Annotated in this window: 16 protein-coding genes and 1 other annotated feature; of the genes, 4 read left to right on the forward strand and 12 right to left on the reverse strand. The window is 38.4% G+C overall.

Going from position 1 to position 15,300, the window contains the following annotated elements:
• Positions 1–250: hypothetical protein (locus tag AN161_RS30330; RefSeq protein ID WP_206743145.1), on the forward strand; the 250-nt coding region annotated here is incomplete at its 5' end.
• Between the two features lie 257 nt (positions 251–507).
• Here the strand turns inward: AN161_RS30330 and AN161_RS12145 are convergent.
• Positions 508–2,076 carry a cation acetate symporter gene (locus tag AN161_RS12145; protein WP_053594622.1) on the reverse strand — a complete coding sequence of 523 codons (1,569 nt, stop codon included), beginning with the start codon at positions 2,074–2,076 and terminating at the stop codon, positions 508–510.
• A gap of 25 nt (positions 2,077–2,101) precedes the next feature.
• Positions 2,102–2,437 carry a hypothetical protein gene (locus AN161_RS12150; protein WP_053594623.1) on the reverse strand — a complete coding sequence of 112 codons (336 nt, stop codon included), beginning with the start codon at positions 2,435–2,437 and terminating at the stop codon, positions 2,102–2,104.
• A 234-nt stretch (positions 2,438–2,671) separates the two neighbouring features.
• Between AN161_RS12150 and AN161_RS12155 the strand changes: the two genes are divergently transcribed.
• On the forward strand, positions 2,672–3,850 hold the full coding sequence (locus AN161_RS12155; protein WP_241774557.1) for an AraC family transcriptional regulator: 1,179 nt from the start codon (positions 2,672–2,674) through the stop codon (positions 3,848–3,850).
• A gap of 355 nt (positions 3,851–4,205) precedes the next feature.
• On the opposite strand, the gene ileS is transcribed toward AN161_RS12155, so the two are convergent.
• The gene (ileS, locus tag AN161_RS12160; protein WP_053594625.1) at positions 4,206–6,974 is read right to left on the reverse strand and encodes an isoleucine--tRNA ligase; all 2,769 of its coding nucleotides are present in this window, start codon (positions 6,972–6,974) and stop codon (positions 4,206–4,208) included.
• Between the two features lie 139 nt (positions 6,975–7,113).
• Here ileS and AN161_RS28810 point away from each other — a divergent pair, with 139 nt between their 5' ends.
• On the forward strand, positions 7,114–7,323 hold the full coding sequence (locus AN161_RS28810; protein ID WP_143114764.1) for a hypothetical protein: 210 nt from the start codon (positions 7,114–7,116) through the stop codon (positions 7,321–7,323).
• A 226-nt stretch (positions 7,324–7,549) separates the two neighbouring features.
• Positions 7,550–7,769: a binding site (T-box leader), on the reverse strand.
• Between the two features lie 115 nt (positions 7,770–7,884).
• Here AN161_RS28810 and AN161_RS12165 read toward each other — a convergent pair.
• The 6 genes from AN161_RS12165 to AN161_RS12190 form a co-directional block, all read right to left on the reverse strand.
• On the reverse strand, positions 7,885–8,409 hold the full coding sequence (locus AN161_RS12165; RefSeq protein ID WP_053594626.1) for a DivIVA domain-containing protein: 525 nt from the start codon (positions 8,407–8,409) through the stop codon (positions 7,885–7,887).
• A 95-nt stretch (positions 8,410–8,504) separates the two neighbouring features.
• Positions 8,505–9,293, reverse strand: a complete 789-nt coding sequence (locus tag AN161_RS12170; protein ID WP_053594627.1) for an RNA-binding protein — start codon at positions 9,291–9,293, stop codon at positions 8,505–8,507.
• 496 nt (positions 9,294–9,789) lie between these two features.
• Positions 9,790–10,068: a YggT family protein gene (locus AN161_RS12175; protein WP_053594628.1), complete on the reverse strand. Its 279-nt coding sequence runs from the start codon at positions 10,066–10,068 to the stop codon at positions 9,790–9,792.
• A gap of 20 nt (positions 10,069–10,088) precedes the next feature.
• Positions 10,089–10,586, reverse strand: coding sequence for a cell division protein SepF (locus tag AN161_RS12180; protein WP_053594629.1), 498 nt, complete (start codon positions 10,584–10,586; stop codon positions 10,089–10,091).
• Positions 10,570–11,274: a YggS family pyridoxal phosphate-dependent enzyme gene (locus tag AN161_RS12185; RefSeq protein WP_053594804.1), complete on the reverse strand. Its 705-nt coding sequence runs from the start codon at positions 11,272–11,274 to the stop codon at positions 10,570–10,572. Before AN161_RS12185 ends, AN161_RS12180 begins: the two co-directional genes overlap by 17 nt.
• Before the next feature lie 152 nt (positions 11,275–11,426).
• Positions 11,427–11,663, reverse strand: coding sequence for a YlmC/YmxH family sporulation protein (locus tag AN161_RS12190; protein WP_053594630.1), 237 nt, complete (start codon positions 11,661–11,663; stop codon positions 11,427–11,429).
• Between the two features lie 512 nt (positions 11,664–12,175).
• On the opposite strand from AN161_RS12190, the gene AN161_RS28815 reads away from it, so the two are divergent.
• Positions 12,176–12,433 (forward strand): hypothetical protein, encoded by a 258-nt coding sequence (locus tag AN161_RS28815; RefSeq protein ID WP_143114767.1) that lies wholly within the window; start codon positions 12,176–12,178, stop codon positions 12,431–12,433.
• 38 nt (positions 12,434–12,471) lie between these two features.
• On the opposite strand, the gene sigG is transcribed toward AN161_RS28815, so the two are convergent.
• The 3 genes from sigG to AN161_RS12210 form a co-directional block, all read right to left on the reverse strand.
• Positions 12,472–13,245 (reverse strand): RNA polymerase sporulation sigma factor SigG, encoded by a 774-nt coding sequence (gene sigG, locus AN161_RS12200; RefSeq protein ID WP_053594632.1) that lies wholly within the window; start codon positions 13,243–13,245, stop codon positions 12,472–12,474.
• Positions 13,246–13,359: 114 nt separating this feature from the next.
• Complete coding sequence (gene sigE, locus AN161_RS12205; RefSeq protein ID WP_053594633.1) at positions 13,360–14,067, reverse strand: RNA polymerase sporulation sigma factor SigE; 708 nt, start codon at positions 14,065–14,067, stop codon at positions 13,360–13,362.
• Positions 14,068–14,080: 13 nt separating this feature from the next.
• On the reverse strand, positions 14,081–14,914 hold the full coding sequence (locus AN161_RS12210; protein WP_053594634.1) for a sigma-E processing peptidase SpoIIGA: 834 nt from the start codon (positions 14,912–14,914) through the stop codon (positions 14,081–14,083).
• Between the last annotated feature and the right edge of the window lie 386 nt (positions 14,915–15,300).

Raw genomic sequence — 15,300 nt, forward strand, 5'->3', positions numbered from 1 at the left:
GCGCGTTGACTTTCCGTCGCTCTGGTTTCCATCCGTCGCTTCGGCTCTTCCTTCCGTCGCTCTCGCCTTTCTTTCCGTCACTTCGACTCTTCTTTCCGTCGCTCTGATTTCTATCCGTCGCTTTGACTCTTCTTTCCGTCACTCTCGGCTTTTTTTCCGTCGCTTTGGCTCTTCTTTCCGTCGCTCTGATTTCTATCCGTCGCTTCGGCTCTTCTTTCCGTCGCTCTCGGCTTTCTTTCCGGCGCTTTGACTCTTCTTTCCGTCGCTCTGATTTCTATCCGTCGCTTCGGCTCTTCTTTCCGTCGCTCTCGGCTTTCTTTCCGTCGCTTTGGCCCTTCTTTCCGTCACTCTCGGCTTTCTTTCCGTCGCTCTGATTTCTATCCGTCGCTTTCGTCCTTCTTTCCGTCACTCTGGTTTCTACCATCACTTCGTTCCTACAAAAAAAGCTATTGCCATCACTTTATAAGTAATGGCAATAGCTTTTAATTTTTATTCGAGGCTGCGTTTTTAGGCTGTTTCAGATTCTTTTGAATGCACACGCTTCATGAAATCATTGACATCAGCTGGTACTTTTCGATCTAATAATGACACAATAACAACCGATAAGAAGCCAACTGGTACTGTCACAATGCCAGGAATTTTAAATTGTAAGAAACTTGGTAGTGTTCCTGGTAGGAAAATCATCCACATGGATACGCCAAGTCCAATTAGTAAACCTGCAATTGCTCCTTTCTCTGTCATTCCTCTCCACCAAATACCTAAAATGAATATTGGTGTAAATGTACTCGCCGCAACAGTAAAGGCTAGAGCGACTAAATGTCCAATGGATGCATCCTTAACAAGTAAGCCTAATACTCCATATAAAATACCTAATATAACAATTGCTACTTTCCCTGCAATCACTCGTTGTTTTTCTGTAATATCCTTTTTCATAATGCTTGCATATAAATCATGGGCTAATGCACCTGAGCTTGTAATAAATAATCCTGATAAATTTGAGAATATCGCCGCAAATGCCCCTGCTATGACCAGCCCAAGCAGCCATTTACCTCCTAATGCAAGTGCAGTTGTTGGAATAACCATATTGTTCCCGCCAAGCACTAAATCACGCATTACTTCCTCACTTGCTGTACCTGAGATAAAAATAGATCGACCTACGGCACCCAAATATACAGCTAATAAGAAAAACGCACTTGCAATTCCAATCGCCATAAGGGCTGATTTACGAGCTGCCTTCGCACTTGGATTCGTATAAAATCTTAGTAATATATGTGGCAGACCAATTGTACCTAATGCTAAACCTATTGTCATACTGATAGTTTGCCAAAATGTTGGGAAATAAAAGCCTGTCCCAGTCCATGCAGCACCATCAAAATTAATATCACTTCCATCTAAAGCGTATGGTGAGGTTCCTGTAATAGGACCGCTGAATGAATTAATAGCTGCTAAAATTTTATCGTAATGTAAACCACTATACATTGCTGCAATCAACATAACAATAAACGCACCGAGGCGAATCCAAAGCTCTAAAGCTTGGTTAATTGTTGTTCCTTTCATACCGCCTATTCCTACATAGAAAATCATTACAATACATGTAAAGATGATCCCGAATTCATAAGAGGTGCCAAAAAACATACTTAAAATTTGTGCTGCCCCTAATAATTGTGGCGCTGCATAAAAACCAGAAATCGCCAAAACTACAGCTACTGCTACTAACCGAGCTCGTCTACTATGAAAACGATAGGCTAAAAAATCAGCAACAGTAAATGCGCCGAAGCGTCTTAATGGACCAGCTACGAAAATAGCTAACAGTGTTAATCCAATGGAGAAGCAAAATGCATAATAAGCACCATCATACCCTAATTGAAAAGTTAAACCAGCTATCCCAAGAAAAGTAGCCGCACTTAAATAGTCTCCTCCAATTGCCGAACCATTTGTAAACCATCCAAAACTTCGTCCCCCAACAAAGAAATCGGATGCCGTTGCATTTCTTTTCGTTAAATACGTAATGTATACAATTGTTCCCATTAAAGCAATAGTCATTAACATCTTCGGTTCTAATAGAGCTTTCATCATTCAACATATCCCCCCTTAGCTAAAACTACTTATTAAGTATTTCGTATTTCTTTAGGCGTTTTTCGTACAATGCTGTATGCACATAAGCAATAATAAAAGCCATTGCCATCATAACGACTGTTGTCACAAACCATGTAATTGTCATACCGCCCCAAATTTTCTTAAAAGCAAATTCTGGAGCGAACCAGTTCATAACTGGAATGCTAAAAATTAAAATGAAATAAAATACCGTTAAGCCAAAACCTGTAGTAAACTCATCTTTCATAATTTTGTTAGTAGTTGCATCCAGTGGCGGAAGATCCCTCACATTTATGGTTCCTGCTTCCACGTATTCATAATCATGACTCCCTACTTCTGCCATATTTAAACTCCCCTTTCTGTATGGTAAATAATTATCTGAAATTTCAAATTATTATTCACTACAATTATTCTATTCTATTTAACCTATAATATAGTTACAAAATATTGCTGTATTAGTACAAAAAAATGCTATTTTAAGTTAAAATGTTTTTATTGTTTTTTATTTCAATAGAAGGGAGCTGTTAGCATTTTAAATATTGTTTGGTACATTGAAAATTCAAATACAAAACAACAAATGGGCTACTGGCTAGAAGAATTTCTACCTAATACATTTTCGAACTGTGAAGAACCCAAAACAGAAGATGTCGCCATCATTGTCTATGAAATCAACCGCTTATTTGACTGGGTAAAGATAAATCGGTTAAAAAGAAATTATCCTAATAGTATAATTGTCCCTATTGTTGCAGAACACCTTACCTACTCAACTGGTATAGCGATTGAACTAAATTTGCCCGCACTTCTCATAAAACCATTACAGAAAGCAAAATTTCTACGAATTGTTAAAAAGCTTTATACGTCCTATAAAGAAAAGCAGGAGAGTACTCTTACAATGCTTGAGCTATCACAGCAAATTTCGCAAGATCATACTTCACCTTTCCGAGAAGCCTTTTTAAAACGACTTATTCGAGGAGAAGTTGAAAATGAGCAGGAAATCATCCAGTCTGCCTCTTTTTTATCGAAACACTGTATTCCAAATATCGTGTTTTTAATTCAGGGCTATATAGATGTGAATGAAGATCGACCTGTCCCTCATGATGCGAGCAGTGTTATAACAAATGTGTTTCGTCAGAACTTTGCTAACAAAGCACCGTTGTCCTTTTTAAATTTTGAACGTTATTTACTGTTGCTTATGCGCATTCCTAATGAATACACATCATTTAAACATTGGTCTGAGGGGCTAGCTTGTTTACTTGAGGTTATTGAAGTGTTAAAAAAAGATTATTGCATCCATCTTTTTATGGGAATTGGCGGTGTTTTTCAGGACGCCATGCAAGTCAAGGAATCCTATAGCCAAGCGCGAAAGGCGCGGAGAAAACCACCTGTTCATAATATTCATATACGGTTTTATGAAGATTTAACAAAGCAAGAACAACTCCAAAAGGGTATCCAATATATAGAGGAACATTATGATGAACAAATTACAATCAGTGATGTTGCCAAGTATATTAACTTTAGTCCTACTCATTTTAGTAGATTGTTTAAAAAAGAGACTGGTCGGAATTTTGTTGATTATGTTGCCTTTACACGTATCATCAAGTCACTGCCGTATTTGCGAAAATACGATTACACCATTGAAAAAATCTCCTCCATCTGTGGTTTTAACACACCTAATTATTTCAGCCTTACGTTTAAAAAATATGTTGGCATATCTCCAACGGACTACCGCAATACAAAAGAAATATTATTTAAATAAAAAAGTGCATTCACGCCCATCAACATGTATAGTAAACGGCGAGAAGTTGATATATCACCCGTATGCCTTGCTCCTATCATCATGTCTTTAAAATACTTGCTATTGTTCGAATATCACGTTGTATTTGAAATGTGATATTGACGTTTTAAGTATTCAAAAATTCCTCCAAAGGACACGATCCGCACCCCGGCGTAGGGCGAGAATGCAATAAACTTATTTTTTATACATAACTCTATAAGGAAGGTTTTTCAACTTGCTAGAATAAGTTCTATCCGTCACTTTGGAACTAAAGAACGCAAGCCCCCCCATCATCAAGGAGACTTGCGTTTAATTTGCATTACTATTTGTTTTATTTTTAAGCGTAATATTTTTCTACAACGTCTGCACAACGCGCGCACACTGTTGAATGAGCTTCATTTGAACCAACTGTTTCAGAAATTGACCAGCAACGTTCACATTTTTCACCTGTTGCCTTTTCTACAACAATCGATGCATGTTCAAGAGCTAATGCATCTGCAGGTGCAGCTTCTATTGATGCCACCTCAAAGGCAGAAACGATTGAAAGCTGTGCAAAATTAATGTTTGCATCATTTAATAATGCTGCCACATCTTCTTTCGCATAAACTGTCACTTTCGCTTCAAGCGATTTACCGATTGTTTTTGCATTACGAGCTTCTTCTAATGCTTTTAAAATATCATCACGAACATCAATAATTTTCACCCATTTTGCACGTAGGTTTTCAAAGTTTTCATGTTCATCAACCTCTGGGAAGTCTGTTAATTGTACAGATACCTCTTCTACAACACCTTGAGCATGTAAGTAAGACCACATTTCATCAGTTGTATGAGGGATAATAGGTGACATTACTTTTACTAATGTCATTAATGTGTCATAAATAACCGTTTGCATCGCACGGCGGTCTTTGTTGTCATGACCTTCGATGTACACAACATCTTTTGCAATATCTAAATAGAATGAAGATAATTCTACGGCAACAAAGTTGTTCACTGCATGATAAACAGCTGCAAAATCATAGCGATCATATGCAGCACGTACAGTTTTTAAAACATCCTGTAGGCGCATATAAACGTATTGATCCATTTCACGTAGGTCTGCATAGGCTACTCGATCTTTCGTTGCATCGAAATCTGCTACATTTCCGTGTAAGAAACGGAATGTGTTACGAATTTTTCGATAAACCTCAGAAACTTGCTTCAACATATCCATTGAGATACGAACGTCGGCTGTATAATCTACAGAAGCAACCCATAAACGAAGAATATCTGCTCCGTATTGATCCATAACCTTTTTCGGGATAATGACATTCCCTAAAGATTTACTCATCTTACGACCTTCACCATCTAGAACGAAACCATGTGTTAATAGTCCTTTGTATGGTGCATAGCCATTAATAGCTACAGAAGTAATTAATGATGAGTTAAACCATCCACGGTGTTGGTCAGAGCCCTCTAAATATAGATCAGCTGGATATTTCATACCACGTTCTACTAGCACACCTTGGTGAGAAGAACCTGAGTCAAACCAAACGTCCATAATATCATTTTCTTTTGTAAATTCACCGTTCGGGCTACCTGGATGTGTGAAGCCTTCTGGTAATAATTCTTTTGCAGTTTTTTGGAACCAAATATTTGACCCATGTTCACGGAATAATGCAGAGATATGGGCAATTGTTTCTGGTGTAATAATTGGCTCACCATTTTCAGCATAGAAAATTGGAATTGGCACACCCCATGCGCGCTGGCGTGAAATTACCCAGTCCCCACGGTCACGAATCATATTATAAAGGCGTGTTTCACCCCAAGCAGGTGTAAATGCTGTTGATTTTACAGCCCCTAGTAACTCATCACGGAATGCATCAACAGACGCAAACCATTGCGGTGTTGCACGATAAATAACTGGTTTCTTCGTACGCCAATCATGTGGGTAAGAGTGTGTAAAGAAGTTAAGTTTTTCTAATGCGCCGACTTCTTTTAATTTTTCTGTGATCAATTTGTTTGCATCATTGTAGAATACACCTTCAAAACCAGGTGCTTCATCTGTATAGCAGCCACTATTATCAACAGGGCTAAGAATTGGTAGACCATATTGCTTACTAATATGATAGTCCTCTTCCCCGTGTCCTGGTGCTGTATGAACACAGCCAGTACCCGCTTCTGCAGTTACGTGCTCTCCAACCATTACAAGTGATTCACGGTCATAAAATGGGTGCTGTGCAACAACTCGATCTAATGCCTCACCTTTTACTTCCTGAACAACTTCATACGCTTCCCACTCAAGTTCGTTAGCAACTGTTTCTAATAATTCTTTTGCAACGATGAATTTTTTATCTGCAATTGCCACAACCACATAGATAAATTCAGGGTTTACAGAAATCCCTAAGTTCGCTGGAATTGTCCAAGGTGTTGTTGTCCAAATGATAAATTTAGCATCAGTTGGTACAACGCTTTTTGAATCTTTAATCGCAAAGCTTACATAAATAGAAGCCGATTTAACGTCTTGATATTCAATCTCTGCTTCTGCCAGTGCAGATTCAGATGATGGAGACCAGTAAACTGGTTTTAAACCTTTATAAATATAGCCTTTTTCAGCCATCTTTCCGAATACTTCGATTTGACGTGCTTCAAATTCAGGCTTTAATGTAATATATGGATTTTCCCAATCACCACGAACACCTAAACGGCGGAATTGTGTACGTTGGTTGTCAATTTGCTCGTACGCATACTCTTCACATAATTTACGGAAGTCAGCTACAGACATTTCTTTGCGCTTTACACCTTTGTTTGTCAGTGCTTGTTCAATTGGTAAACCATGTGTATCCCAGCCTGGAATATAGTTCACATGATAACCATTCATAGAGCGATGGCGCGTAATCATATCTTTCAGTACTTTATTTAAAGCATGACCGATATGGATATCACCATTTGCATATGGAGGACCATCGTGTAACACATATTCTGGGCGTCCTGCTGTGCGCTCCATCTGTAATTTATTTATGTCCATTCCATCCCATTTTTCTTGCATTTTCGGTTCATTTGCCGGTAAGTTTCCACGCATTGGGAAATCTGTTTTTGGCATTAATAAAGTATCTTTGTACTCAACCATTTTTTCAATTCCTCCTTTAAATTTACAAACAAAGAACAAATACACTTAAGTGCTCATTCACATACGACAGTTATTAGGCTTTTCACCATAACGTAGGGTTGATTTCCGTTCCGACTGGGCGCTTTCCTAGGGGCGTCCGATGAGCCGCTTGGGCCAACAAATGTTTTCTGTGCGAAAGCTTAGTGCTAACGTAGCGACAGCAACAGGATGTTTTTTGCGCGAAAGCGAAGCGTCAGCGGCAGGATGTTTTTTGCGCGAAAGCGAAGCGTCAGCGGCAGGATGTTTTTTGCGCGAAAGCAAAGCGTCAGCGGCAGGATGTTGGTCACGAAGGCGTTATCACAGGACGTGATGCTCTTAGCCTTCGTTTCTCTATTCTCCAGGGTCTCATTTGTGACGCTGATCCCTAAGGAGTTGCCCAGCCTCCACTCCAATCAACTTATATACATAGCATTCGTTTTGAGAAATGCCACCTCTAACTTCTAGTTATTGGCAAAATCAATTCATTTTAACAATGGAACACTAATAAGAAATGGAAGCCAACCGCCATTTGAACATAAAAAAGCCCCTCAATCCCTCAAAGGGACGAGAAGCTTATACTCGCGGTACCACCCTAATTGTAGTACAAAATTGTACTACCACTTAAAGCACATTAACGTCGTGCATTACGAAATAACTTACTACATTCAGTTATTTAGCTCCGAAGTGATGTTCAATGTTAGTTGCTTGTTTGGGCTCACACTATCCCCAAATCGCTTAACTACGCCTAACAAATACTGTCTTCGTCTCTGCCTGTATGCATATCTGTTCAAAATAATTACTATTACAATAGTATATGAAAATCAAACAATCACGTCAAGTTTCACTTATTGCGTTCAAAGGTCTACGCAATAATAGCAATATAAGGTAGCATTTAAATTTGATCGGCTTCCTGTGCTTCTTCAACAGATGTTTGAATTTCTGTAAGATCAATATCATATTGTAGCAAATGATCCCAATCATCTGCATTTAGTAAATCAAGCTGTGCCTCTACAAGCATTTTAAAACGATTACGGAATACCTTTGATTGTTTTTTCAGCTCATCAATTTCAATTGTTACCTTACGAGCCTTCGTTAAAGCCTCATTGATAATACGATCAGCATTTTTTTCTGCTTCCTTTACAATGAGTTTAGCCTCTTTTTGAGAATTTCTTCGTACTTCATCAGCTGCCTCTTGTGCAACAACAATTGATTTTTGTAACGTTTCCTCTAAAGTGTTAAAATGTCTCGCTTGTTCTAAGGACATTTCTAGTTGTCTGTCTACTTCTTTTTTTTCACGTAGCAAAATCTCATAGTCTTTAATAATTTGATCTAAAAATTCATTTACTTCATCTTCAGCATAACCCCTGAAGGATTTGGTAAACTCCTTATTATGTATATCAATAGGTGATAATGGCATACGATCCTTCTCTCCTTTACATGTACATTCGTACTTTCTATTATACAATTGTTCCGACAACTTAGCAGTAAAAATTAATGAAATTTACTTGATTTTTAGCTTTTTTGAGTCAAATGACCGACTTGTAAACGAATTTTATCTTTTTTTGTACGGCCTTCAGTCATAATGATTTTTACTCGACCGCTTCCGCGTACAGATAAAATATCTCCTTCTTGTAATTCAAAAGCAACTGTATCCCGCTCAGTCCAGTTGACACGTACCTTTTTACCTGTAATTAATGCTTGTGCCTTTTGACGCGAGATTTTTAAAACTGTTGAGATAATAACATCTAAACGCATGGAAGAAACAGTATGAGACTCTTCTAGCCACTCTTCCTCGTTTTGTAGCAGAGGCTCCGTCTCTTTAATTGATTCTACTTGTACTTTTACTTTGCCAATACCTGTTAAATGTAAACGTACATAATCTGCTACCTCATTCGCTACTACAAACTGTACTAGATGTTCATTTACACGAATATCACCAAATTTGCCACGATTCAGTCCTAATGATAATAATGCTCCAAGAACATCTGGATGTCGTAATTGTACATATTTCACAGGATATTGAATTGTAAAAACTGTAAGCTGAAAATCTTCTTCCACTGGCTCATAATAAGTAGGATAAATAAGCATACGTTGTCTTTCAGCTTCATCAAAGAGCCCAGCACTAGCTGTTTTTAATGTGTCATACTGTCCAATAATGGATGCAACAATAAAGCGTTGTCGAGGATCTAGAAAATCAGTAAGCTTTGGAGCATATCGATCCTCCACCTCACGCTGCCAGCTCACAACCTGTTCAATAAAAGACTGTTCATCTTTCCTAAAATGCTGAATTAAATGCTCCATGTAACTCCACCTCTATTATCTCTCTTTTACTAGTTCAATTTCATTGGTATTTTAAGGATTTATAAAAAATAGGCTCCTAACCATAAACTTGGGGGTTGATTTACGTTCCGACTAGGCGCTTTGTTGCTGCCGCTTCGCTTTCGTGCAGAGCTTCCTGAAGCCGTTCGATGAGCCGCTTCGCTCCAGGGTCTCGGGCCAACAGATGTCTTTTGCGCGAAAGCGTAGTGCTAACGTAGCGGCAGCAGAGGGTTTTGTTTGTGCGAAAGCGCAGCGACAGTAGCAGCCGATGTTGGTCACGAAGGCGTTATCACAGGATGTGATGCTCTTAGCCTTCGTTCCTCTAACGCTGATTCCCCAAGGAGTCGCCCAGCCACCACTCCAATTAACTTATATACATAGCACTACTCACACTTACGAATTCTAGGGAAGCACCACTAAATTGTTATGTAGTATTCCCATAAATAAAAAAACCCCACCAATAGTGAGGATTTCTTTATTAAAACATAAAGTATATTTTTTGAATAACAATAACAAGTCCATTTTTAATAAAATTAAGCATAAAAATTGCCACAATTGGTGAAATGTCAATCATCCCAATGGGTGGAATGAATTTCCTGAAGATACCTAAATATGGCTCACAAGCTTTTTCAAGTATCCGACCAACCTTTGTACTTTGTACAGCAGGTACCCATGACATCAGTACATATCCGACTAGCATAAATGAGTATATATTAAATGCTAATGACACATAGTAATAAATTGAATATAAAATCATATAAACTACAATCCTCGCTATTAATTATCGTCTAAAATAAAATTCGAAATTTCGCCAGACACTTCTACATTATCAGGTGTGCATAGGAAAATATCTTTACCGATTCTTTGAATATCACCGCCAAGTGCATAAACCGTGCCGCTTAAAAAATCAATAATCCGTACACCTTGCTCTCGCTCAATACGTTGTAAATTGACGATGGTTGCACGCTTATTTTTAAGATGTTCAGCAATATCCTGTGCTTCTGCATAAACTCTAGGTTCAACTAATACAACTTTTGCACCTTTAGAATTCATAGCTGCCTGCAAACTTACAATGTTGTTTGTAGGTGTTGTACTCTGCGGAAAAATTTCTTGAACCGGTGCCTTCCGCTCCTTCATAACTTTTTTAGGCTTCACTGATTGAATCTGCTGCTGCTGTTGTACGGGTTGCTGCTGTTGAATAGGAGCTTGCGCGATTTCTTCTTCTATTTCTTCCTCAAGATAAAAGAAATTTTTAATTTTATTTTTCATGCTCATCCCGTTCCCCTCTTTCATTTCCAACAAGAGCCGTTCCAACTCGAACAAATGTAGCCCCTTCCTCTACCGCAATTTCAAAGTCATTAGACATGCCCATTGATAACTCGGTACAAGGTGCATGTGCGAATCCTTGCTCGGCTATTTGCTGTTGACATTGTTTTAATTGCTTAAAAACAGAGCGAATAATTGTATCCTCATCTGTATTTGGTGCCATTGTCATTAGACCTACAACTTGAACTTTTATAAAATTTTTTAATGATTCAATAAAAGGCAGTACTTCCTCAATTGATAAACCATGTTTTGATTCTTCGCCTGATACATTAACTTGTACAAAGCATTTTATAGGTTTGTCTGCTCTTTTTTCAATTTCTTCTGCTAAACTCAGACGATCTAATGAATGTAAATAATCAATGCTGTTAATAACTTGTTTTACCTTACGTGTTTGTAAAGACCCAATATAATGCCAATGTACGTTAGCTTGAATAGCCTCAATTTTACGATTTAAGCCTTCAGGACGGTTCTCTCCTAAATGAATAAGTCCTGCATCAATTGCTTCTTGTGTTCTTTCTACTGAAACTTCTTTTGTTACTGCAATAATTTGGACTTTCTCTGCTTCACGATTTGCACGTTTTTTTGTGGCTTGTATTAGATCATTAATTTCATTCAAATTTGCTAAGATTTTTGTCACTGTTTTTCCCAACTTTACAACAATAGTTTCTCTTATTGTAACAAGCAATACTCGAATTATCAATGAATAGCCTGACCTATGTGAAAGTACATTTACCCTACCAACGCTTTAAAATTGCTTAGATTTTTAATACGCATAAAAATTTTTGCTCTTTAGGATAATGCTTTTACTAAAATGACATCCTTTCCAACTACAAGTACATCTTTCATATACACTTTCCTAACAGATTCTTCCCCGCGAAAAAGGCCCAGATATTTTCGGGGCTCCGCAATCATAAAAGCCGTTACATAGCCTGTTTCTTTTGATACCTCTGCATCTACCACAAATCCTAAAAAGCGTCCATTGCCTGCTTCAATAACTTCTTTTTGCTGTAACATCGAGAAACGCATTTTATCCCTCCTAGATCAATTACTCTCAACATCGTTTTATTTCCAACAAACTATGTTTTCCCTTTATATTTATGTGTTTATTGTTGGTTAAATGAAAATGAAATGATCAAGGAATCTTTCTTTGGCAAAACGAGGAGGTGATTTCCGTTCCAGGCTACTCGCTTTCCTGTGGGCGAGCGTCGAGCCGCTTCCTTCGCTACGTTGCTGTCGCTGCGTTAGCACTACGCTTTCGCACGGAAAACATTCGCTCCGTGCAGGGTCTCGCCTGTCTCGCTTTCCCACGGGAGTCGAGTAGCCTTCCACTCCAATCAGCGATAGCGTAGAATTTCAATAGTGGACGCTATAATAACATACCTTAAGTTAACACTTCGCCTTCGCACAGAAAACATTTGTTGCTGTCGCATAGACAAAACCCTTTTGCTAAAATTACGTTTTATCACTTAAATTATAGCAATTGGAAGAGGATACATGCTATATGAATTGGTTGATTGGAGTTGAGACTGGGCGACTCCTTGGGGATTAGCGTCAAAGATGAGACCCTGGAGCGAGCACATAGAGGAACGAAGGCTAAAAGCATCACGTCTTGTGATAACGCCTTCGTGACCAACATCGTGTTGGCCCAAGCGGCTCATCGGACGCCCCCAGGAAGCTTTGCTCTGTGCGAAAGCGAAGCGTCAGCGGCAAAGCGCCCAGTCGGAACGGAAATCACCCCCTCATTTTGCCGAAGAGCCATCTTAATCTTATATGACGTTTTAATTTCATCGACATAATTAAAATGCGCACCGAGAACTCGGATGCGCATTGTCTTTTACTTATAATCTTTCTGCATTGTTTCAATTGCATTTTTTTCCAGACGTGAAATTTGCGCTTGAGATATTCCCAATTCTTTTGCAATTTCAGTTTGTGTCTCACCGTAATAAAAACGCTTTGCAACAATCATTTGTTGACGTTCATCTAACTTTTGCAAACTTTCCTTTACCGACACGTAGGCAACCCATTGTTCTTCTGATACATCATCATCACGTAATTGGTCCATCATATAAACAGCGTCCCCACCGTCTGAATAAATGGGCTCTTGTAATGAAACTGGGTCTTGAATGGCATCTAAAGCAAATAATACATCTTCCTTTTTCATGTCAATCATTTCAGCAATTTCTTCAATCGTTGGTTCGCGTAAATTATCGGTTATCCATTGCTCTTTTGCCTGCATCGCCTTATACGCAATATCTCTTAGAGAACGAGAAACACGTAAAGCATGATGATCACGCAGATGGCGACGAATTTCACCAATGATCATTGGTACAGCATATGTTGAAAATCGCACATTATGCTTCAAATCAAAATGATCAATGGCTTTCATGAGGCCAATACAGCCTACCTGAAATAAATCATCTGCCTGTTCACCCCTATAGGCAAATCTACCGACAATACTGAGTACTAACCTTAAATTGCACATGACAAGCTCTTCCCTAATCTCAGTTTCTCCAGCTTGTAAGCGGATGAATAGTTCCTTCATTTCCTCGTGCTTTAAAATTGGCAAAGTCGATGTATCTAAGCCGCAAAGATCAACTTTAGTTCGCATATTCGATTCCTCCGGATGTTATTCTCTGACTAAACCGTTACATCAGTTTGTCCGAGAGAAACGAGAATATGCACTAAGGATACGACCAATTTTAGGTAGGTTAAATTTCCCTCTCTAAGATATTGGCTGATTTAAGTTTTCGCGTAAATCTTGAATAATTTTCTTCTCTAATCGAGAAATATATGATTGCGAAATACCTAAATGATCAGCAACTTCTTTTTGAGTCATTTCAATTTTTCCATTGAGACCGAAACGACATTCCATAATATATCTTTCACGCGCACCTAGTAAATTAATGGCATGAAACATATGTTGACGCTCAATTTTCTTCTCTACATTGTCTAAAATAATATGCTCTTCCGTTCCTAAAATATCAGACAATAACAATTCGTTTCCATCAGCATCGGAGTTTAATGGTTCATCTAATGAAACTTCACCCTTCATGCGACTTGTTTTACGTAAATGCATCAAAATTTCATTTTCAATACAACGTGAAGCGTATGTTGCAAGCTTAATATTTTTATCCGTATTGAACGTTTCAATCGCCTTAATTAAACCGATAGAGCCAATACTTATTAAATCCTCAATCGGCGTTCCCGTATTATCAAAACGTCTAGCAATATAAACGACAAGACGTAAATTACGTTCAATTAGTGTATCTCTAGCTCGTAAATCACCATTCATAAAGGATGCAATGACTGTAACTTCTTCTTCTCGACTTAGTGGCACTGGCAATGAATCATTTCCCCCTATATAGTACGTTTCACGACTCCGAAACTTACTCCATAATTTTTTCAAGCTAGCAAGTAGCCTAAGAAGCAATAGTTCTCCCCCTCTATGAGTTATTTGAAAGCGCTGAAAAATGTAAAATTGCTGCTGTGCTATGCGGAAAATTTTTAGCCTTTTTTGTTAAAACGATATATTCATTCATTTTCACTTGTGAGTGCTCCCCCTTTATATGCCACTCATCAAAGCGGAAACCTAGTACAACCGACTGCTGTTGCACTGTATTAACATGAATAAATCGAATGTAACGCTGATAATCTTCTGAAAACATGGATACATTATACGGATCAGTTTCTTGCCATTCTAATAATGATTTGCAAAATGCTGCAGGTAAATGCGGGCGTAATGCCGCATAAGAGACAAAGTGAACAGGTTTTCCTGATAATGGCTCGATAGCTTGATTCCCGGTATCTACAAATGCAGAGAGTGGTATCTTTACATCAAAAATTTTTAACGCTGTATCAAACACAAACTGACCACTTAACCGCTCAAGCTTTACAAATCCCCATTGCTTATAAAAAGCAAGAAGGTTACCAACAGCTAATAGTAGGCAAATGATTATAAAATGGATGACAGAAAGATTCTTTAAATACGGTTGTAATGCTGTTAATAATCCACCAATAATGATTGTTGCCGTTAAAACGATTGGTCCTTGCTTTTGAAAGCTTCGAATCTTGAAGCGAAAAGCTAGTCCGATTAGTAAGATAAAGCTTAGCAGCGTCGTCAACAGCATTTGTCCACCTATTACAGCTACAAAACTACTACAAATAGAACTCATTAATAATCTCGTGTTCTTTACAAAAACCCCTGTTACCTTTGCCGTAAACTTGAGTATCGCTAGATTAAAAAGTGTATTAATGAGCACCAGCCATTCTCCATACATAACAGCCGCCTCCTACTTACAAAGTTAGCATGTTACACCCACAAATATTGTCAAACAATCGCATCATTTCCTTAAAATGTTTTGACAAAATACATCCTTTCCTTACACAATTGAACATAATTAATTTTATGTCACTGAAAATAGTCAGGGGAATATCAATGAAATTATGCTGTCATATTAAATATAAGTATATGGCTTTTCTGCAAGGCGAGGGGTTGATTTCCGTTCCGACTGGGCGCTTTGCCGCTGACGCTTCGCTTTCGCACAGAGCAAAGCTTCCTGGGGGCGTCCGATGAGCCGCTTGGGCCAACACGATNTATCACAGGATGCTTTTAGCCTTCGTTCCTCTATGTGCTCGCTGCAGGGTCTCATCTGTGACGCTGATC

The organism is Lysinibacillus sp. FJAT-14222, from assembly GCF_001278875.1.
GTDB lineage: Bacteria > Bacillota > Bacilli > Bacillales_A > Planococcaceae > Lysinibacillus > Lysinibacillus agricola.

Coding starts and splice junctions, on each gene's coding strand:
- AN161_RS12210 (WP_053594634.1), bottom strand. CDS start 14,914: ATGTATGGAGAATGGCTGGTGCTCATTAATACACTTTTTAATCTAGCG.
- AN161_RS12145 (WP_053594622.1), bottom strand. CDS start 2,076: ATGATGAAAGCTCTATTAGAACCGAAGATGTTAATGACTATTGCTTTA.
- AN161_RS12165 (WP_053594626.1), bottom strand. CDS start 8,409: ATGCCATTATCACCTATTGATATACATAATAAGGAGTTTACCAAATCC.
- ileS (WP_053594625.1), bottom strand. CDS start 6,974: ATGGTTGAGTACAAAGATACTTTATTAATGCCAAAAACAGATTTCCCA.
- sigG (WP_053594632.1), bottom strand. CDS start 13,245: ATGCGAACTAAAGTTGATCTTTGCGGCTTAGATACATCGACTTTGCCA.
- AN161_RS12180 (WP_053594629.1), bottom strand. CDS start 10,586: ATGAGCATGAAAAATAAAATTAAAAATTTCTTTTATCTTGAGGAAGAA.
- AN161_RS28810 (WP_143114764.1), top strand. CDS start 7,114: ATGAGCCGCTTGGGCCAACAAATGTTTTCTGTGCGAAAGCTTAGTGCT.
- AN161_RS12175 (WP_053594628.1), bottom strand. CDS start 10,068: ATGATTTTATATTCAATTTATTACTATGTGTCATTAGCATTTAATATA.
- AN161_RS12170 (WP_053594627.1), bottom strand. CDS start 9,293: ATGGAGCATTTAATTCAGCATTTTAGGAAAGATGAACAGTCTTTTATT.
- AN161_RS12190 (WP_053594630.1), bottom strand. CDS start 11,663: ATGCGTTTCTCGATGTTACAGCAAAAAGAAGTTATTGAAGCAGGCAAT.
- AN161_RS12155 (WP_241774557.1), top strand. CDS start 2,672: ATGGGCTACTGGCTAGAAGAATTTCTACCTAATACATTTTCGAACTGT.
- AN161_RS12150 (WP_053594623.1), bottom strand. CDS start 2,437: ATGGCAGAAGTAGGGAGTCATGATTATGAATACGTGGAAGCAGGAACC.